The sequence below is a fragment of the Streptomyces sp. TLI_105 genome, from assembly GCF_900105415.1.
GTDB lineage: Bacteria > Actinomycetota > Actinomycetes > Streptomycetales > Streptomycetaceae > Streptomyces.
Window position 1 is genome coordinate 7,943,759 of the sequence record NZ_FNSM01000001.1, and the last position, 19,030, is coordinate 7,962,788.

The following is a 19,030-nucleotide window of genomic DNA, read 5'->3' on the forward strand; positions in this document are numbered from 1 at the left end:
GGACGTTACGGGTACGTCCGCACGTCGTCGTTGTAGTCGCGGACCCGGTCCCGTACGAGCTCGGGCAGGGTGCCCGTCGCCAGATTCGCGAGGGTCGTGCTCTCCAGGACCTGGCGCAGACTCGTCCGCACGGCACGCCACACATCCGGCATGGGAGCCGCCGCACCCTGGTACTCCAGCCCCGTCAGCTTCAGGTCCCGCACGCTGACGAGTGGTCCGTCCATCGCGCGGATGACGTCGGCGAGGGTGATCTCCGCGGGCGGCCGGGTGAGGGAGTAACCGCCGTCGGGGCCGCGCACGCCGCGCACCAGACGTGCCTGCCGCAAGTCGCTCAGCACGACGAAGAGGAAGCGGACGGGGATGTCCTGGCGTCCGGCGATGTCCTCGGCCTTGAGGGGCCGGTCCGGGGAGCAGGCCAACTCGGCCATGGCCCGGATGGCGTAGTCCGTTCGTGCTGAGATCCTCACGGACCCAATGTCTCACGAGTAGCCGGAACCTGACCTGCGGTGGTGTCGGCAGGCCGTCAACAACACTCCGGCGCACCGTGCTTGTCCGGAAGCGGCGTTGCCACTCCACTTTGTTCATCGACATAGTGAACATTGGCCGTGCAGTACCCGCCCCTGGTCGGAGGTTTCCGTGGTACCTGTCGTGTCCTCGCCGTCCACCGAGTCCGCCCGTCCTCGACCGACCGTGGCAGTCGTCGGCGCGGGCGCGGCTGGTGCGCTCGTCGCGGTCCAGCTGTGCGAAGGGGCGGCCCGACGCCGTACCCCGCTCGATCTGATCCTCGTCGACCCCGCGCCAGAGGCGGGCCGGGGCACCGCGTACGCCACCGAGGTCCCCGAGCACCGGCTCAACGTGCCCGTCGGCGGCATGAGCTGCTACCCGGACGACCCGGGTCACTTCCGGCGCTGGCTCTGCCGGCACGGCGAATCCACCGTCACCGCGGCGGACTTCGCCTCCCGGTACCGCTACGGCTCGTACCTCGCCGACACGCTCGGCCGGGCCATCATCACGGCGCACGGCACGGTCTCCGTACGGCGGCTGCGCACCAGGGCGGTGGGGTGCGCCGACGCGGCCGGGGGGCGCCTGGAGCTCAAGCTCGCCGACGGCGGCACGGTGACGGCGGACAACGTGGTCCTCGCCACCGGACCCGCGGCGGGCCGGTCCGGCTGGGCCCCGCCCGAGCTGGTCGCCTCCGACCGGTTCGTCCCCCGTCCCTGGACACCGGGCGCGCTCGACGTCGTCGGCGAGTCGGAAGACGTCCTCCTCGTCGGCACCGGTCTCACCGCCGTCGACCTCGCGCTCGTCCTCGACCGTCCCGGCCGCACGGTGCACGCCGTGTCCCGTGGCGGGCTGCTTCCCCAGCCGCACGCGGTCACCCCGCTGCCCCCCGTACCGCCGCCGCCGGGTCTCGCCGCTCTCCCGTTCCACCGCCTCCGCAGGGAGCTGACGCGGCACTTCGCCGCCACGCGCCGCGCCCACGGCGACTGGCGGCCCGCACTCGACGGGCTGCGGCCCGAGATCGTACGGCTCTGGCAGGGCCTCACCGACGACGAGCGGGCTGAGTTCCTCGGCCGTGACGCCACCCTGTGGAACGTGCACCGGCATCGCATGGCACCCTCCACCGCCGAGACCATCGCCCGGGCGCGCGCCGCCCGCAGGCTCCGCGTCCACGCCGGCCGGGTCACCTCCGCGGCACCACAAAAGGACGGCGGCCTGATCGTTTCCCTCGCCGACGGCCGCGAGGTGCGCGTGGCATGGGTGGTGGACTGTACGGGCCCGGGGCTGCGGGCCGACGCCGGCGGCGACCCGTTGTGGAGCGGGCTGCTGTCCGACGGCCTCGCCGCACCCGGACCGCTGGGCATCGGTGTGTCCACCGACGGCGGCAGGCTGCTCGACGCCCGAGGGCACCTGGAGCGGCCGCTGTTCACCCTGGGCGCGCCCCGCCGGGGCGAGCTGTGGGAGACGACCGCGATCCCCGAGATCCGTCACCAGGCCAAGGAGATCGCAGAGGCCGTACTCGCCCCGCTCACCAGCGCCCCCCGGTCGGTACGCCGCCGGCCCACCGACCAGTTCGGACTGCCGCTGTCCACCCATGCCGCAGCCGCCGCGTCCTTCCGCTGCGGACTCGCCCGGGTGATCACCGTACGGGCGAAGGCGGCCGAGGCGTTCGCGCGCGCCACCGAACTGGACCCCGGGTTCGCGCTCGGGCACGCCGCACTCGCCCTGCTCGGTCACGAGTGCGGAGCGGACGTCGATGTCGCCCGGGAGCTGGCGGACGCCCAGCGCAGCGTGCGGGAACGCGGCGACGAACGGGAGCGGTCGTTCGTCGACGTCGTCACGCGCCGCATCAGGGAGCACGAAGCCCACGCGGGCGCCGCGGGCGACGGCGACACGGCGCTCGTCGGCCACCTCGGCCGCTTTCCCGCCGACGCGTTCGCGCTCGGCATCGCCGTCCCCACCATCGCCTTCTCCGGCGTCGCGGATCTCGACGGCACGCTGGCCCTCGGTCTGGTGGAGCGGACCGCGTCCGCCTACGAAGGGCACTGGTTCCACACCTCCCTCCTCTCCTTCGTCCGGCAGGAGCAAGGAAGGATCGAGGAGGCCGGCGAGCTCGCTCAGGCAGCACTCGCCGCGCAACCCGCCTCCGGTCACGCCGTGCACACCCTCGCCCACGTCCACTACGAGTCCGGTGCGCACCGCACCGGCCGGGACTGGCTCGACGGCTGGATCGGCGGCCAGGGGCGGGGCGCCGTGCACCGGGCGCACTTCTCCTGGCACGTGGCGCTCCACGAACTGGCCCTCGACGACTCCGCGGCGGTACGCCGCCGCTGGTTCGCTCAGCTCGCACCAGGCCGGGTGAACGGGGTGCGGGCCCTCGTCGACTCCGGCTCCCTGCTGTGGCGGGCCCGCATGTCCCGGAACTGGACCGGTCGCGTCCCCGTCGACGGCGTGCTCGACGCGGTCGCCCGCGATCTGGTCGAACGTCCCTCGACGGCGTTCACGGCCCTGCACGGCGCCGTCGCCCTCGCCGCCGCCGGAGACCTCCCCGCCCTCCGCCGCCTGCGCACCCACGCGGCCGGCGCGGACCCGGTGCAGCGGGAGGTCGTCGTCCCGCTGTGCAGCGCGCTGGAAGCGGTCCTGGAGGAGGAGTGGGCCAGCGCGGTGCGGGAACTGCGCGGACTGCTGCCCTCGCTGCGCCGCGTGGGAGGCAGCGCGGCACAGCGCGAGATCGTCGAGGAGACCCTGCTGTACGCGCTGGTGGAGGCGGGACACAGCGACACCGCCCGCCACCTCCTCGAACAACGCCTCGATCGCCGGGCGTCGCCGCTCGACCGGCGCAGGCTGGCCGGACTGAGCCTCTGACGGACGGGAAGGGAAGCGGGTCTCGCACTCCCCCCATCGAGCGACGGCGGCCATCGAGGCGCTGAAGAGGAGGCCTTCCTCGCGCCCGTGCTCGACTCCGCTCTCCTGTGGAGAGCGTGAAGTCGGCGCCGGGGGAGTGGTCAGGGGGCTCGTGGCTACTTGACGTGCCAATGGCCGAGGTCGTTCTGCTCGGTGTCCGCGGCTCGTCGGAGGGCGTCGGTACGGCCGACGATGCCGTGGGGCAGGTAGCCGGACCGGACGCGCAGGTCCCACCCGTGCACCTGGACGGCCAGGGCTGCCAGGGCGAGGGTGTCCAGTGGCAGCAGCGTCCGCGGGGCGGGGTCCGCGCCCACACTCTCGCGGTGCGCGACCAGCCGGGTCACGAGGGCATGCTCGAAGGCGTCCTGGTCGTCGTCGAGCAGGACGCGCAGCAGCCGCTGGTCCGGCGTCAGCGCGCCGGCCGCGTCCAGTCGCCCGGCGGCTTCGGCACGCTCCTCGGGTCCGGGCTTGCACAGGGGCACGGTCGGCCAGTCGCGGGGGAGATGACCGCTCTCCTCTGTCAGGTAGCCCCTCAGCGCCTCCACGGCCGCCAGATCGGCCGGCGTCGACACCGACGTCAGCTTCGAATACGGCACGCCGTCCCGGATCGCGGACGCGAAGTCGCCCCGGAGCAGCAGTCCGGTGACCCGCCGCCACTCCCACACCAGGCCGCTGACCACGACGGCCGCGAAGGTGTCCAGCCATGTCCGCGCCGTGGGTGCCTCGTCGACGACGTCCTCGAACGCGAGCTCCTCGCTCGTCAGCTCCTCGTGGACCAGCGGGAACCGGATCTCCTGGTCGCCGTTGGGGTAGCAGCCCAGGCTGATCACTCCCAGCGCACACTCCGCCGCGGTCAGCAGCGCGACGCGTGACGCATCGTCGAGCTCCGGTGCGCCCAGGGTGCGGGCGGCGACGTGGTCGAGCAGCTCGTCACTCATCTCGCGCAGCCTGTCGAGGCGGAAGGAGTCGTAACGCATGCTGTGCCAGCGGCCGAAGGCCCTCCCCTTGATGTCCTCGAGCGCGTGGGCGATGCGCTCGTCGCTCACCTCGTGATGTGCCACTTCCTGCATGACTGCCGTCCCTTCATGATCGATCCGGCCGGGCAGCGGCACGCTATCAACGCGCTGGGACATCCCCGTGTCGGGTCGACGAACGGCAGGCCGGGCGAGGGGCGCGGGGCACCCGCGTGGTGCCGCGCCGCGCCGGTCGAACGAGAGCCGGACCGAGGAGCACCGGGGCACCCGCGGCGAAACGATCCGATCAGATCATCACGTGCTTGGGCCGGGTGTAGTCGAGGAGGCCGGAGAGGGACAGGTCGCTGCCGTAGCCGGAGTGTTTGACTCCGCCGTGCGGCATTTCGGAGACCGTGGTGCCGTGGGTGTTCACCCACACGATCCCGGTGTGCAGGGCCCTGGTCGCCCGCATCGCCCGGTCGTGGTCCCTGGTCCATACGCTCGCGGCCAGTCCGAAGCGTACGTCGTCGGCGAGCCGCAGCGCTTCGGACTCGTCGCCGAACGGCTGCACGGTCACGACGGGTCCGAAGATCTCCTCCTGGACGATCTCGCCGTCCTGGCGCACCCCGGCGACGACGGTGGGGGCGTGGAAGAAGCCGGGCCGCGCGGGCGGCGGGCCGCCGGCCACGATCCGGGCGTGGCCGGGCAGCCGGTCGAGCAGTGCGCGGACAGAGGCGAGCTGGGCGGCGTTGTTGAGCGGGCCGAGGTCGATGCCGGGGCGCAGTGCGCGGGCGGCGTCGGCGAGGGCGTCCAGGAAGGCGTCGTGAATGCGGGCGTGGACCAGGAAGCGGGTGGGAGCGGTGCAGTCCTGGCCCGCGTTGGAGAAGGCGACCTGGGCCAGGGCGGCGGCGGTGGCGGGGACGTCGACGTCGTCGTGGACGATCACGGGCGCGTTGCCGCCCAGTTCGAGGTGGACCCGCTTCAGTCCGGCCGCGGCCGCGGTGGCGATCTCCCGGCCGGCACGGACGCTGCCGGTGAGCGCGATCAGGGCGACGGCGGGGTGGGCGGTGAGGGCACGGCCGGTGTCGCGGTCGCCGCAGACGACGTTCAGCACGCCCGGGGGCAGGTGGGGAGCCGCGATCCGGGCGAGCAGTACCGATGAGGAGGGGGTGGTGTCGGCGGGTTTGAGGACGGTGGTGTTGCCGGCGGCGAGGGCCGGTGCGATCTTCCACGCGGCCATCATCAGGGGGTAGTTCCACGGGGTGATCTGGGCGCAGACGCCGACCGGTTCGCGCCGCAGCAGCGAGGTGCGGCCCTCGGTGTACTCGGCCGCGGCGGCGCCCGGGAGGTTGCGGGCGGCTCCGGCGAAGTAGCGGAAGGCGTCGGCGATCGCGGGGAGTTCCTCCGTGCGGAACTGCGCCGCGGGCTTCCCGGTGTCGGCGGTCTCCGCGGCGGTCAGCTCGTCCGCGTGCGCCTCGACGGCATCGGCGACGGCGAGCAGGGCCCGCTGCCGGTCGGCCGGGGTGGTGGCCGACCAGGACCCGTACGCGGCCGCGGCGGCCGCGCAGGCGGCGTCGGTGTCGGCGCGGCCGGAGCGTGGGGCGCGGCCGTGCACGCGCCCGGTGGCGGGGTCGACCAGCTCGGTGGTCGCGCCCGTGGCGGCGGCTCGGTCTTCGCCGCCGATGTGGTTCAGCAGACTGTCAGCCACGGCGCAGGGCCTCCTTCGCGGCGGCGCGGCCGGTGCGGACGGCGCCCTCCATGTAGCCGGCCACCCACTGGTCGGATCCGCAGACGTAGAAGGGCGGTTCATGGGTGCCGTGACGGGGGCCGACGGCCATGACGTCGCCCGGAGCCCATTGCGTGACGTACCCCTGGGTCCAGGGGTCGGTGCCCCACAGGCGCAGGTGCGCGGCGCGTGGCCGGTGGGCCTGATCGCCGTACAGCCGGGCGATCTCGGCGAGGAGTTCGCGGGTGCGCAGGTGGGCGGGGGTGCCGAGCAGGACGCCGTATCGCTCGGGCGGGATCAGGGCGGACAGGACGCCGTCGCTCTGCGGCCAGGTGCTGCCCAGCACCCCTTCGCACTCGGACAGACCGCTGAGCCCCCGGTCGCGCCAGAACGGGCGGTCGTAGGCGGCGACGAACTTCGCGGCGAGGGCGTGCCGCTGGTGGTGCAGCGAGGCCAGGCGCTCCTCGCCGACGCCGGTGACGGCGAGCGAGCGCAGCGGGCCTGCGGGCAGCGCGCTGACGACGGCGGCCGCGGTGAGGGTCTCGCCGCCCGCGAGGCGCACCGAGCAACCGCCGGAGCGACGGACCACGAGCGCCTCGACGGGCGCGCCGGTACGGATTCTGCCGCCGAGCCCGGCCGCCATCCGCAGGGCCACGGTCGCCGAGCCCTCGGCCACCCGCAGGCCCTCCCAGGCCTCGTACTCGTAGTGCCCGGGGCCGGGAACGGCGGCGTGCTTGCGGAGGGCGGCGAGCAGCGAGGCGCGTTCGGACGAGCCGTCGGCGAGCGCGAGCCGGCCGATCTCCCAGAGCCGTACGACGGCCGGGCTCGCCCCCTCGTCGCGCAGCCAGCCTGCCACGGACAGCCGGTCGAGGGCGGTGGCCTGCGGGTGGGACCAGGGGTCGTCGGGGTCGACGGTCGCGGCGAGTGCGGCGAAGGCGGCGGTGACCTTCCGATGGGAGGCGTCGTCACCGGGACCGAACCAGTGCGGCGGGTCGCCGGCGCTGACGCCTTCGGGCGTGGCGCGGGCGAGCGCGCCGGGTTCGGCGACGTAGCTGGGGACGAGGGAGAGGCCGAGTTCGGCGACGAGGGCCGTGTACGCGGTGTGCGCCGAGCCGACCACCTCCCCGCCGAGCTGGACGAGGCGGCCGTCGGGCAGCGCGGTCTGCTCGACGCGGCCGCCGACCCGGTCGCGGGCCTCGACGACGAGGACGTCGACTCCGCCCGCGGCCAGGTCGCGGGCGGCGACGAGTCCGGCGAGTCCGGCGCCGAGCACGATGACATCGTGGTTCACGGGTGTTCCTCCGGTGGGGCCGTCGTCAGTCCAGGACCAGGCAGTGCTCGGGCCGCCAGCCGAGCTCGACCTCCTCGCCGCCGCTCCAGCGGTCCTCCATGCGGGAGCGGGCGGTGTTCTGCTCCAGGACGTGCACGGTGACGCCGGGGGCCAGTTCGATGAGGTACGTGGTGGTGGGGCCGGAGTAGACGGTCTCCCGGACGACGCCGGTGACCCGGGCCATGCCGGGCTCGAAGTCGGACAGCCAGATCTTCTCGGGCCGCAGCGAGAGGCTGACCCGGCTGCCGTCGGTCATGCCGGGGCGGTCGCCGACGGGAAGCGCCGGGCCCTGGTCGAGCAGCACCCGTCCGGCGCGGTAGGTGCCGGGGACCAGGTTGGAGGTCCCGAGGAACGAGGCGGTGAAGCTGCTGGTGGGACGCTCGTACACGTCCTCCGGAGTTCCGCACTGCTCGATGCGGCCCTCGTTCATGACGGCGAGGCGGTCCGACATGGTCAGGGCCTCGTCCTGGTCGTGGGTGACGAACAGGAAGGTGATGCCCACCTCGCGCTGGATCTGCTTGAGCTCGACCTGCATCCGACGCCGGAGCTTCAGGTCGAGGGCCGCCAGCGGCTCGTCGAGCAGCAGCACCTGCGGACGGTTGACCAGGGCGCGGGCGAGGGCGACGCGCTGGCGCTGGCCGCCGGAGAGGGTGGGCGGCCTGCGGCCGGCCAGGTCGCCGAGCTGCACGAGGTCGAGCATCTCGGCGACCCGGCGACGGATCTCGGGGCGGGCGACGCCCTTGCGCTTGAGGCCGAAGGCCACGTTGTCGGCGAGGGACAGGTGGTCGAAGAGGGCGTAGCTCTGGAAGACGGTGTTGACGTTGCGCCGGTGGGGCGGGAGACCCGTCACGTCCTCCCCGTCGAGCAGGACGCTGCCCTCGGTGGGGTCGGCGAAGCCGCCGATCATGCGCAGCATGGTGGTCTTGCCGCAGCCGGAGGGACCGAGCAGGGAGAAGAACTCGCCGGGGGCGATGTCCAGGCTGATGTCGTGGACGGCGTACGAGGCGGAGCTGCCGGAGCCGCCGGGGTAGCGCTTGCCGACCCCGTCGAGCCGGACAGCGGGGTGGGGGAGCACGGCTTGCGGTTGCGGGGATCGCGCGGTGCGTGGCGTCTGCGGGGGCGTGGGTTGCGAGGTCATGGCGTTCACTTCCCGGAGAGCAGGTCGAGGCCGCCGCGCCGGCCGAACAGGCGCGGGATGGCGAGGGCGAGGGCGACGAGTCCGACGGAGCCGGCCAGCATCAGCGTGCCGATGGCGTTGACGGTGGGCTGGACGCCGAACCGGATGGCCGAGTAGATCCGGACCGACAGGGGCTGCGGATCGACGCCGGTGGTGAAGTAGGCGAGGACGAAGTCGTCGAAGACCAGGGCGAAGACGAGGACGGCGGAGGCGAGGATGCCGGGGAGCAGCGCGGGCAGCGTCACCAGCCGTACGGCCTGCCGGCGGGTGGCCCCGAGGTCCATGGCCGCCTCCTCGATCTCCGGGTTGAGGGCGGCGACGCGGGAGCGCAGGATCACCGTCACGTAGGAGATGGAGAAGGTGATCTCGGCGAGCATCACGGTCGTCGTGGACAGGGTGATGCCGAGGCCCTTGAACAGGAGCATCGCGGCGACGCCGGTGACGATCTCCGGGGTGATGAGCGGGACGAGCATCACCAGTCCGGCGAAGGAGCCGAGCCGGCTGCGGCCGCGGACCAGGCCGAGCGCGAGGGCGACGCCCAGCGCCACCGAGCCGGCCATGGCGACGAGGGAGACCCGCAGGCTCATGCCGAGCGAGTCCAACAGCACGTCGTCGCGGAGGAACGCCCCGTACCAGCGCAGGCTGACGTCGTCGAAGACGGTCAGGGACTTCTGCGAGTTGAACGAGAACAGGACGACGACGCCGATGGGGACGTAGAGCAGCGCGAAGAAGACGGCGGTGACGGCGATGGCGAACCGGGGACGGCGTTCGGCGCCGCGGCGGCGCCCGCGGGCGGCCCTCATCGGACCGCCTCCGCCTCGTCCTTGCGGGCGCGCCGCAGGTAGCCGAGCATGCCGAGGAAGAGGACGGCCATCAGGAGCATGGTGAGGGCGGAGCCGAGCGGCCAGTTCTGGCCCTGGAAGAACTTGTCCTGGATCAGGTTGCCGATCATGATCTGGTCGGGGCCTCCCATGAGCTGGGCACTGACGAAGTCGCCCATGGCGGGCAGCAGGACGAGGACGCAGCCGGCGGCCGCCCCCTGCCGGGTGGCCGGGACGGTGACGAACAGGAAGGTCCGCAGCGGATCGGCGTACAGGTCGCGGCCGGCCTCGACGAGCGAGGTGTCCATGCGCTCCATGGCCGCGTAGAGCGGGATGATCATGAAGACGACGAAGCCGTAGACGAGACCGGCGACGACGCCCGCGCCGGTCTGCAGGATCCGGGTCCCCCCGTCGGCGAGTCCGATGGCGCGCAGCGCCCTGAGCAGCGGTCCGTCGTCGGACAGGACGACGGACCAGCCGTACATCCGCACCAGGTAGTTGGCGAAGAACGGGACGACGATCGCCGTGATCAACAGGTTCTTGTACCGGCCGCCGCTGGTCGCGATGGCGTACGCGACGGGGTAGGCGACGACCAGACAGACGGCGCAGGTGACCAGGGCGTAGCCCAGCGACCGCAGCAGGACCGTGCGGTACGCCGGGTCGGCCAGGGCCGTGATGTTGTCGAGGACGAACCCGAAGCGCGGATTGCCGAGCGGGTCGGTGGTGCCGAACGCGAGGGTGGCCACCAGGATCAGGGAGGCGACCAGGAAGACGGTCATCCAGAGCGTGCCGGGGAGCATCAGCCAGGTCCACAGACGTTCCCGGACCGGCTTTCTGCCGGCGCGTGGGGGACGGGCGGCGTCGGCCATGTCAGCCCGCCTTCACGTCGGTCCAGGCGGCGTCGCGGGCCTTCTCGCCCGTCGCGGTGCCGTTGCGGAAGAACATGTCGTCGCTGAGGTCGGCCGCGGTCACGAGGCACTGGGGGAAGGGCTCCACGAGCGCGGCGTAGGTGTCCTCCGTGCCGCGCACCGGCATCGGGTAGCCGATGTACTCGATGTTCCGCTTCACGTTCTCGGGCCGGAGCATGTAGTCGATGAAGAGCATGGCGGTGCCGGGGTGCGGCGCGTCGGCGGGGATGGCGTAGCAGTCGGAGTTGACCGGGGCGCCCTCGCGGGCGGTCTCGAAGCCGAACACGGACGGGTCCTTCGCCTGGGCGAGCATCGCGGCCATGTCCCCGCTCCACGCCTGGGTCATGTCGGCGTTGCCGTTGAGCAGGTTGTTGTAGCTGTCGCTGGAGAAGCCGCGCAGCCGGGGGCGCAGGGCGCGCAGGGTGTCGGTGACGCGGTCGAGGTCGCCCGGCCGGTCGGTGGTGAGGGGCAGGCCGTGCTTGAGTGCGCCGATGGCCAGCACCTCGTCGCGGTCGTCGAGGACGAAGACCTTGCCCTTGGCGTGGTCGTTCCACAGGTCGTCCCAGGAGCCGGTGAGGTCGCCGAGCCGGTCCCGGCGCCAGCCGATGCCGGTCTTGTACATGGTGAAGGGGACGGTGTGCGCGGAGCGGGGGTCGTACCAGGGGTCGGCGAAGTAGTCGTACGCGCCGAACACGGCCTCGGCGTTCCTCAGGCGGGCGTGGTCGATGCGGCGCAGCCGGCCCCCTCGGGAGAGGCGCTCGGCCCACTTCGCCGTGGGGAAGATGATGTCGTAGCGGTTGCCGGCGTTGAGTTTGGCGGCCATGCCTTCCATGGAGTCGTAGTTCGACTGGACGACTTTGACCCCGTACTCCTTGGAGAAGCCCGCGAAGACGGCCGGGTCGACGAAGTCGGCCCAGTTGAAGTAGACGAGGTCGCCGTCGACCTTGACGTCGATGGGGGCGTCGGCGGCCGCCTGGTCGGCGGCGTCGGAGGCGGAGGAGAATCCGCAGCCGGCCGCCGTCAGACCGAGGGCGGCGGTGGCGCCGGCGCGGAGCACTGAGCGGCGGGACAGGGAAGGTGCCTCGGGGGACATGGGGTCCTCTCCGTAGGGGCCGCTGGGGGACGGCGGGCGGAACGGTCGGTGCGTCGACGCGTGGGGCGTTCGTCCGGGCGCGTTCGGGCGCGTTCGGGGCGGGGTACGGCGGTACGGCAATGCGGCGGTGCGGAGGTACGGCGATACGGCGGTACGGCGGTGTCGCTCACCCGCGCGGCGGGCCGGAGCCGGGGTCGGAGGCCGGTGCGGTACCCGTGGGATCGGCGGCACCCGTGGGATCGGCTGGGTCCGAGGGCTCCGCGGGGTCGGCCAGGTCGGCGCGGATGCGGTCGGCGAACCAGCCGACCGCGAGCTCGCGCCGGGACAGCGGTCCGGGTTCGAACCCCGGGGTGGACAGACCGCGTTGGACACGGGCGACCAGCTCGGCGTCCTCGTCGTTGGTGATCCACCCGATGTGCATGTTCAGGCGCCGGGCGAGGCGGGTGCGCAGCCCGGTGCCGCGGCGGGTGTAGAAGGCGCCGGGGACGGCCACCCGGTCGACCGCGGTCGGCACGGCGGTCCACGCGAGCACGTGGTCGGGGTAGAAGTCGATGAGGGTGTTGGGGTAGATCACGGCGTACCGCCAGACCCTGCGGTCGGCCTCGGTGAGGCCGGGCATGGGCGCGGCGACGCGCTGGTACAGCCGCTCGGCCCAGTTGGAGGACGGCTTGTCGCGCAGCGGCGAGGTGAACAGGACGTAGGAGTCGTGGATCTCGCAGCCGTAGCCCTGGTAGTCGAGCAGTCGCATCAGGCCGGGGTGGGCGACGGGTACGTGGTACCCCTCCAGGTAGTTGTCGACCGCGACCTTCCAGTTGGCCTCCTGGACCTCGGCGCGGGCCAGGAGGTGGATCCTGTCCCGGCCGACCGGCACCAGGTCCGCCCCGGCGTAGTGGCCGACGGCCTCGGCGAGTCCTGCGCAGCTCTCGGCGAGCGGAACGGCGCCGGGGTCGAGGTTGACGAAGACGAAGCCGAGGAAGGATTCGACCCGGGCCGGGAACAGGCCGAGGCGGGGCCTGTCGAGGCAGGGGATCTGCCGGGCCTCGGGGGCGCCGACCAGGCTGCCGTCGAGGCGGTAGGTCCAGCCGTGGTACGGGCAGCGGATCGCCTTGCCGGCCGGTTCGGGGGCGGTGACCAGGCGGGTTCCGCGATGGCGGCAGACGTTGAGGTGGGCGGCGAGGCCGCCGTCCTCGGTGCGGACGACCAGGACCTCCCGGTCGGCGACGGTGGCGGCGAGCCGGGCCCCGGGGCCGGGCAGGTCGGACTCGTGGCACACGAGCTGCCAGGACCTGGCGAAGACCTGGCGGGTCTCGGCGTCGGCGACGGCGGGATCGGTGTAGTGGCGGGCCGGCAGCGCGGGAGCGGGGAGGTCCCGGGCGGCCGTGTCGGGCGCGGTGGGTGCGCTGGGTGCGGGGGCTCTGGGGTGCATCGGTGACTCCTCGTGCCGCGGGGCGGCGATCGGTGTCGGGCGTCGATGTCGTGCGAACCGGACGCGGGCAGCGGGTCGGGGCGGGCGCCGGGACTGGGCTGACCGATTGGACAGTCAGCGTGGTGGCTGAATTCCGCCGGGTCAAGACTTGTACGCTGACCGATCGGTCAGCTAGCTTGGTTATTGCCTGACCGATCGGTCAGCAAACGTGTTTCTGTCGCTGCTCCGCCGCCGCACTGCTTCTGACCTGCGTATTTGCTCGTCATCCCAGTGGGCGCGGCCCACGGCCCTCGCACCGGAAGCAGCCCGGCGTGCCCTGGCACCCGCCCCGGCACGTACCTCCCTCGCTTTCCTCCCCGATTCCCTCCCTCGACCGAGACCGCGGACGAGCCTCGGGCTCGAACGCCCCCGCCTGGCCGCCCCACCGCCTGCCGGGACGGGCGGCCGGACCGGTCACGGCACCCGCACCCCCTTCCCTTCCGGAGGCACGCATGAGTGGTCGTCGGCGTCTGGACTGGCTCGGGCTCACCCCCGAGCCGGAGCGGGAGCTGCCCGCAGCCGTCGCCGCGCTGCGTGCCTCCCTCGGCACGGCGCACCACCCGCCGCCGGGCCGGGCCGAACTCGCGGCCGCCGAGCGGCGCCGGGTGGAACGCCTGGTCCTGCGGGGCAGCCGGCACAGCTGGTTGCGCTACCTCACCGAAGCCACCGCGCTGGTGACCGCCGTGGCCCTCCGGCTCGACGAGCAGGGCGGCAAGGACCGCCAAGCGGACACCGACGCGGACATGAAGGCGGACGCGGACACGAGAGCCGGCGCGGGCACGGACACACGAGCCGACGCGGATACGCGAGCCGACTCGGACGCGAACACGCGAGCCGATCCGGACGCGAACACGCGAGCCGATCCGGACGCGGACACGCGAGCCGATGCCGACACGGACGTCTCGACCGCAGCCGCGCTGCTCGCCGCCGAGGTGATCCTCGATCACCACCGCATGCTCATCGGCCTGCCAGGAGCGGGATACGGCCGCACCGCAGGGGACCGCGCCGCGCTCGAAAGCGCGCTACGGCTCCTGCGCACCCGGTCCCGTACCGCCGGAACCGCCCCCACCGCCCGTACAGGAGACGGCAGATGACCCGCAGCCGCCACTCGACCCCGAGCCACCCCCCGACCACCAGCCGCCCCTCGACCACCATCCGTTACCCGACCGCCCCCGCGCCGGGTTCCGTGCTGGGCGCGACGCCCTGCTCCACGGAGAACGCCGAGGCGTACGAGGCCACCGGCGGCTACGCCGCCGCCGTCACCCCCGACGAGCTGCTGCACCACCTCGACGCCTGCGGTCTGCGCGGCCGCGGCGGCGCCGGATTCCCGGCCGCCGTCAAGCTCCGCACCGTCCGCGAGCACGGGCGACGCGGCCGGGGGAGCGGGACGCGCGGCGAGCGCGCCGCAGGTGCCGGCACCCCGGTCGTGGTGGCCAACGGGGAAGAGGGCGAGCCCGGTTCGGTCAAGGACCGCTGGCTGCTGCGGGCCCGCCCGCACCTGGTCCTCGACGGCCTCGTCCACGCGGCAGCGGTCACCGGCGCCGAACACGGCTACGTCTACCTCTCCGATCCGGAGGCGGCCCGCCGCGTCCGCCGAGCCCTCGCCGAACGCGTACCGCCGCTGCCCGTCGAGGTCGTCGAGACCGCCGCCGCCTATGTCGCCGGTGAGGAGACCGCGGTCGTCCGCCGGATCGACGGCGGGCCGGCCCTGCCGACCGCCAAACCGCCCCGTCCCTTCGAGCGGGGCGTCCGGGGCGCGCCGACCCTGGTCGCCAACGTCGAGACCCTCGCCCGGATCGCGCTCGTCGCCGCCCGGCCCGACCTGCGCGAGCCGATCGCGCGCTCCACCCTGGTCACCCTCTCGGGCGGCAGCGTCGCACCTGTGCTCACCGAGGTGCCGTACGGGGTCCCCCTGCGCACCCTCGCCGCCGCCCACGGCACCCCGGCCCCGGTCGGCGCCCTGATGGGAGGTCTCTTCGGCGGGCTCGTCGACGCCCGCGCCCTGGACCTGCCCCTCGAACCCGGCGCACTCGCTGCCGCGGGCACGGCGCTCGGCTGCGGAGCGATCCGCTTCCTCGCCGCCGACGTCTGCCCGGTGGGCGCCGCCGCCGACGCGGTCGGTCACCTCGCGGCCGAGAGCGCACGGCAGTGTGGCGTCTGCGTGTCGGGCTCGGCCGCGATCAGCGACGCTCTGGACCGCCTCGCCTCCGGATCCGCCGAACCCGACACTGCTGAGCGGCTGCACCGATGGGCGCGAGGACTGCCCGGGCGGGGAGCGTGCGGGCTGCTGGACGCCGCCGCCGGCCTCGCCGGAAGCCTGCTGCGGGTCTTCCCGGCACAGGTCAGGGCCCATCTCGACGGGCCCTGCCCGGTATGCCGGGCCGACGCCCCCGCCCGGGACCCGCACCGCCTGACCCGCCTGACCGTTCCGGTGCCGACCGTGCGCGCACCCGCCCCGACCGGATCTGACCCGATCGCATCTGCCCCGACCCCGTCCGCTCCGACCCCGTCCGCTCCGGCCGCATCCGCCCCTACCACGCCCGCCGAGCCCAGGGCCGCCGTACTGGAAGGAACGTCATGAAACTGCTGCTGGACGCCACGCTGTGCAACGGCTACGGCCTCTGCCAGGAGAACGCCCCCGAACTCGTCGAGCTCGACGAGTGGGGCTACGCGAAGGTCGTCGTCGACGTGCCGCCCGCTGCCGAGGACCGGGCCCGCGCCTGCGCGGAGAGCTGCCCCAACTCAGCCCTGCGCGTGGAGGGATGAGATGACGCGTGAGCTGACCTCGCTCTTCGACCCCGGATCGGTCGCCGTGGTCGGCGCCAGCGACGACCCGGCGAAGTACGGCCACGCGGTGGCCGCCCAGGCCCTTCGCGCGCCCGACCGGCGGCCCGTCCACCTGGTGAACCGGCGCGGCGGCACCGTACTCGGCCGGACGGCGGCCACCTCCCTCGCCGAGATCGGCGAGCCGGTCGACCTGGTGGTGATCTCCGTACCCGGCACCGGTTTCGAGGCGGCCGTCGACGACGCCCTCGCCTGCGGGGCGAAGGCGATCGTCGCCATCACCGCCGGCTTCGCCGAGGCCGGCCCCGCCGGTCTCGCCCGCCAGCGGGCCGTCGCCGAGCGGGTCCGGGCCGCCGGAGCCGTGCTCGTCGGCCCCAACTGCCTGGGCATCGCGGACAACACCACCGAGCTGTACCTGGCCTCGGACCGGTTCGCGCCCGGTCGAGTCGCCCTGCTCAGCCAGAGCGGCAACCTGGCCCTCGAACTCCAGCTGCGCGGCGCCCCGCACGGCCTCGGATTCTCCCGTTTCGTCTCGCTGGGAAACCAGGCCGACGTCACCCTCGTCGACCTCGTCGAGGACTGTGCCCACCACGAGCCCACCTCCGTGATCGCCGTGTACGCCGAGGACTTCGGCGACGGCCGGGCCTTCGCCCGCGCCGCCGCCGAGGCCGGCAAGCCCGTGGTCCTCCTCACCGCCGGCCGCGGCGCCGCCTCGGCCCGCAGCGCCCGGTCGCACACGGGGGCACTGACCACCTCGGCCGGCGTGGTGGCCGCGGCCTGCCGCGACGCGGGTGTCGAACTCGTCCGCACCCCACGGGAGATGACCGTGGTGCTCGCCGCCCTGGCCGGCGGGCGGCGCACGACCGGACGGCGGACCGCGGTCCTCACGGACGGCGGCGGCCACGGCGCGGTCGCCGCCGACGCCGCCGAGGACGCCGGGCTCGACGTGCCCGAGCTCGGCGCCCCGGCCCAGGACCGGCTGCGGAGCGTGCTGTGGGAGCAGTCCGCCGTCCGCAACCCGGTCGACCTCGCCGGCATGGGGGAGCGGCGCCCCCTCTCGTACGCCGACACCGTCCGCGAGCTGCTGGCCGCCGACGAGGTCGACGCCGTCCTGATGACGGGCTACTTCGGCGGGTACGCCGCCTCCGAAGGCGGCCTGGGCGGCGGGCCGGCCGGCGGCTCCGTCCTCGCCGAGGGCGAGCAACGGGCCGCGAAGGAGATCGCCGGACACCTCGCCGCCACACCGAAGCCGCTGGTCGTGCAGTCCATGTACCCGGAGTCGCCCAGCTGCCGGGCGCTCGCGGAGGCCGGCGTCCCGGTGTTCGCCGCCACCGAGGACGCGGCCCGCGCCCTCGCCGCGCTGACCGGCCGCGCGGCGGGCGCTCCGGCCGGGGTGGCCGCGCCGCCGCCGGTCGCGGCACCCCTGGGGGACCCCTCGTACCACGGTGTGCGGGCGCTGCTGGCCACGGCCGGAGTGCCCTTCCCACCGGCCCGGGAGATCACCGACGAGGCCGGGCTGCTCGCCGCTGCCGCCTCGTTCGAGGGGCCGTACGTCCTGAAGGCCCTCCACGTCCTGCACAAGTCCGACGCCGGCGGGGTGGCGCTGCGGCTCGCCGACCGGGACGCGCTGCTGGCCGCGTACCGGCGGATGCACGCCCGCCTCGACGCCCCGTCGTACTCGGTCGAGGCCATGGCGGACCTCTCGGACGGTGTCGAACTGATCGTCGGCGTCCAACGCGACCCCCGGTTCGGCCCGGTGGCGATGGTCGGCCTCGGCGGGGTGCTCACCGAGACCCTGCGGGACGTGGCCTTCGCCCTCGCGCCCGTGGCCGCCGGTTCCGCCGAGAAGCTGCTGAGGGGGCTGCGGACCGCCGCCCTGCTCGACGGTGTGCGCGGCCGGCCCGCCGTGGACGTGACGGCGGCCGCCGCTGTCATCGCCCGCGTCACCGAGGTCGCCACGGCCCACCCGGAGATCGCCGAGCTGGAGGTCAACCCGCTCCTGGTACGCCCGGACGGCGCCATCGCGCTGGACGCACGAGCCGTCCTCGGCTGACCCCGCCCCTTCCGGCGAAGCCTCCCCTCGCCCCTCCCGCGAAGCCTTCCCACATACCTTCCGCACGCCTTTCCGCACCCCCTTCATGCCACGGAGGAGACCCGCACCATGGACTTCCGCTACACCCCCGAGCAGACCGAGCTCAAGGCGCGCGCCGCGGCCTACACGCGGCTCCTGATGCGGTACGAGGAGCAGTCCGAGGAAGCGGGCGGCCCGCTGCCGGCCGACACCGTGCGGGAGCTGACCCGGGCCGCGATCGACGCCGGCGTCTACGCCGTCAACATGCCCGCCGAGTGGGGCGGCGCCGGACTCTCCCTGCTGGACCAGGTGATCGTCGAGGAGGAGTTCGGCAAGGTCACCAACTGCCTTTGGGACATTCCCTGGCGGCCCGCCAACGTCCTCGCGTACGGCACCGAGGCACAACGCGAGAAGTACCTGCTGCCGGTGATCCGCGGCGAGCGCTTCGACGCCTTCGCCGTCACCGAGCCCGGGGCCGGATCCGACCCCGGCTCGGGCACGAGCACCGCGACCCGCACGGTGGGCGGCTGGCTTCTGAACGGCGAGAAGTGGTTCGTCACCTGCGGCGACATCGCCGACTTCCTGCTGGTGCAGGCCGATGCCGGGCCGGACCGCGCGGCGACGCTGTTCTTCGTCGACAAGCAGGCGCCGGGGGTCGAGATGACGCGGGTCCCCCGTTTCATGCACTCCGCGGTGAACGGGCACCCCGAGTTCCGGTTCACCGACGTCTTCGTGCCCGACGAGGACGTGCTCGGCGGCGTCGGCAACGGCTACCAACTGACGAAGGAGTGGTTCACCGACGAGCGGCTGATGATCGCAGCCCGGACCGTCGGCGCCGCCGAGAGGGCCCTGGAACTGGCGCGTGACTGGGCCGTCGGACGCCGTCAGTTCGGCTCCCGCATCGCCGACTTCCAGCTGATCCAGGGGATGCTCGCCGACTCGGCCGTCGACATCGCCGTCAACCGCGCCTACACCCACCAGGTCGCCTGGGAGGCCGACCGGCCCCAGACCGACCGCAAGACCCTGCACGCCAAGGCCTCCACGGCGAAGCTCGCGGCGAGCGAGGCCGCCGGTCGGGTGGTCGACCGGTGCCTGCAGATCTTCGGTGGGCGCGGCTACGACCGCTCGTACCCCGTCGAGCGTCTCTACCGCGAGCTGCGCGTCGACCGGATCTGGGAGGGCACCTCCGAGATCCAGCGGCTGATCATCGCCAACGAGCTGATCAAGCGCGGCACCGGGGCGCTGGCCCTGCCGCGCTGAGCCCACCGCCGGCCGCCGACTGTCCGCCGCCGGCTGC

At 73.8% G+C, this 19,030-nt stretch carries 15 protein-coding genes; 6 read left to right on the top strand and 9 right to left on the bottom strand.

All coding sequences use genetic code 11. The annotated features are described in order from the left end of the window. Positions 1–5: 5 nt before the first annotated feature. The gene (locus tag BLW86_RS36180; RefSeq protein ID WP_093877924.1) at positions 6–467 is read right to left on the bottom strand and encodes an RrF2 family transcriptional regulator; all 462 of its coding nucleotides are present in this window, start codon (positions 465–467) and stop codon (positions 6–8) included. Between the two features lie 223 nt (positions 468–690). Here BLW86_RS36180 and BLW86_RS36185 point away from each other — a divergent pair, with 223 nt between their 5' ends. Then, entirely contained in the window at positions 691–3,366 is a 2,676-nt protein-coding gene (locus tag BLW86_RS36185; RefSeq protein WP_093877925.1) for an FAD/NAD(P)-binding protein, read from the top strand. A gap of 155 nt (positions 3,367–3,521) precedes the next feature. Here the strand turns inward: BLW86_RS36185 and BLW86_RS36190 are convergent, their stop codons facing one another. The 8 genes from BLW86_RS36190 to BLW86_RS36225 form a co-directional block, all read right to left on the bottom strand. Further along, entirely contained in the window at positions 3,522–4,475 is a 954-nt protein-coding gene (locus BLW86_RS36190; protein ID WP_093877926.1) for an immunity 49 family protein, read from the bottom strand. A 190-nt stretch (positions 4,476–4,665) separates the two neighbouring features. Further along, positions 4,666–6,066: an aminobutyraldehyde dehydrogenase gene (locus BLW86_RS36195; protein ID WP_256341559.1), complete on the bottom strand. Its 1,401-nt coding sequence runs from the start codon at positions 6,064–6,066 to the stop codon at positions 4,666–4,668. Next, positions 6,059–7,375 (bottom strand): flavin monoamine oxidase family protein, encoded by a 1,317-nt coding sequence (locus BLW86_RS36200; RefSeq protein ID WP_093877928.1) that lies wholly within the window; start codon positions 7,373–7,375, stop codon positions 6,059–6,061. Before BLW86_RS36200 ends, BLW86_RS36195 begins: the two co-directional genes overlap by 8 nt. Positions 7,376–7,400: 25 nt before the next feature. Continuing rightward, complete coding sequence (locus BLW86_RS36205; RefSeq protein WP_093877929.1) at positions 7,401–8,552, bottom strand: ABC transporter ATP-binding protein; 1,152 nt, start codon at positions 8,550–8,552, stop codon at positions 7,401–7,403. Positions 8,553–8,557: 5 nt separating this feature from the next. Then, positions 8,558–9,394, bottom strand: a complete 837-nt coding sequence (locus BLW86_RS36210; RefSeq protein WP_093877930.1) for an ABC transporter permease — start codon at positions 9,392–9,394, stop codon at positions 8,558–8,560. Next, positions 9,391–10,281 (bottom strand): ABC transporter permease, encoded by an 891-nt coding sequence (locus BLW86_RS36215; protein ID WP_093877931.1) that lies wholly within the window; start codon positions 10,279–10,281, stop codon positions 9,391–9,393. The genes BLW86_RS36210 and BLW86_RS36215 overlap by 4 nt, the downstream gene beginning before the upstream one ends. 1 nt (position 10,282) lies before the next feature. Beyond that, on the bottom strand, positions 10,283–11,413 hold the full coding sequence (locus BLW86_RS36220; RefSeq protein ID WP_093877932.1) for a polyamine ABC transporter substrate-binding protein: 1,131 nt from the start codon (positions 11,411–11,413) through the stop codon (positions 10,283–10,285). Between the two features lie 166 nt (positions 11,414–11,579). Beyond that, complete coding sequence (locus BLW86_RS36225) at positions 11,580–12,839, bottom strand: aromatic ring-hydroxylating oxygenase subunit alpha (RefSeq protein WP_093877933.1); 1,260 nt, start codon at positions 12,837–12,839, stop codon at positions 11,580–11,582. Between the two features lie 491 nt (positions 12,840–13,330). Here BLW86_RS36225 and BLW86_RS36230 point away from each other — a divergent pair, with 491 nt between their 5' ends. The 5 genes from BLW86_RS36230 (at position 13,331) to BLW86_RS36250 (ending at position 18,993) form a co-directional block, all read left to right on the top strand. Next, complete coding sequence (locus BLW86_RS36230) at positions 13,331–13,972, top strand: hypothetical protein (RefSeq protein WP_093877934.1); 642 nt, start codon at positions 13,331–13,333, stop codon at positions 13,970–13,972. Further along, positions 13,969–15,459: an NADH-ubiquinone oxidoreductase-F iron-sulfur binding region domain-containing protein gene (locus BLW86_RS36235; RefSeq protein ID WP_093877935.1), complete on the top strand. Its 1,491-nt coding sequence runs from the start codon at positions 13,969–13,971 to the stop codon at positions 15,457–15,459. The genes BLW86_RS36230 and BLW86_RS36235 overlap by 4 nt, the downstream gene beginning before the upstream one ends. After that, positions 15,456–15,644, top strand: a complete 189-nt coding sequence (locus tag BLW86_RS36240; protein WP_093877936.1) for a ferredoxin — start codon at positions 15,456–15,458, stop codon at positions 15,642–15,644. Before BLW86_RS36235 ends, BLW86_RS36240 begins: the two co-directional genes overlap by 4 nt. Position 15,645: 1 nt before the next feature. Then, positions 15,646–17,715: an acetate--CoA ligase family protein gene (locus tag BLW86_RS36245; RefSeq protein WP_093877937.1), complete on the top strand. Its 2,070-nt coding sequence runs from the start codon at positions 15,646–15,648 to the stop codon at positions 17,713–17,715. Between the two features lie 108 nt (positions 17,716–17,823). Next, positions 17,824–18,993 (top strand): acyl-CoA dehydrogenase family protein, encoded by a 1,170-nt coding sequence (locus BLW86_RS36250; protein ID WP_093877938.1) that lies wholly within the window; start codon positions 17,824–17,826, stop codon positions 18,991–18,993. Positions 18,994–19,030 lie beyond the last annotated feature (37 nt).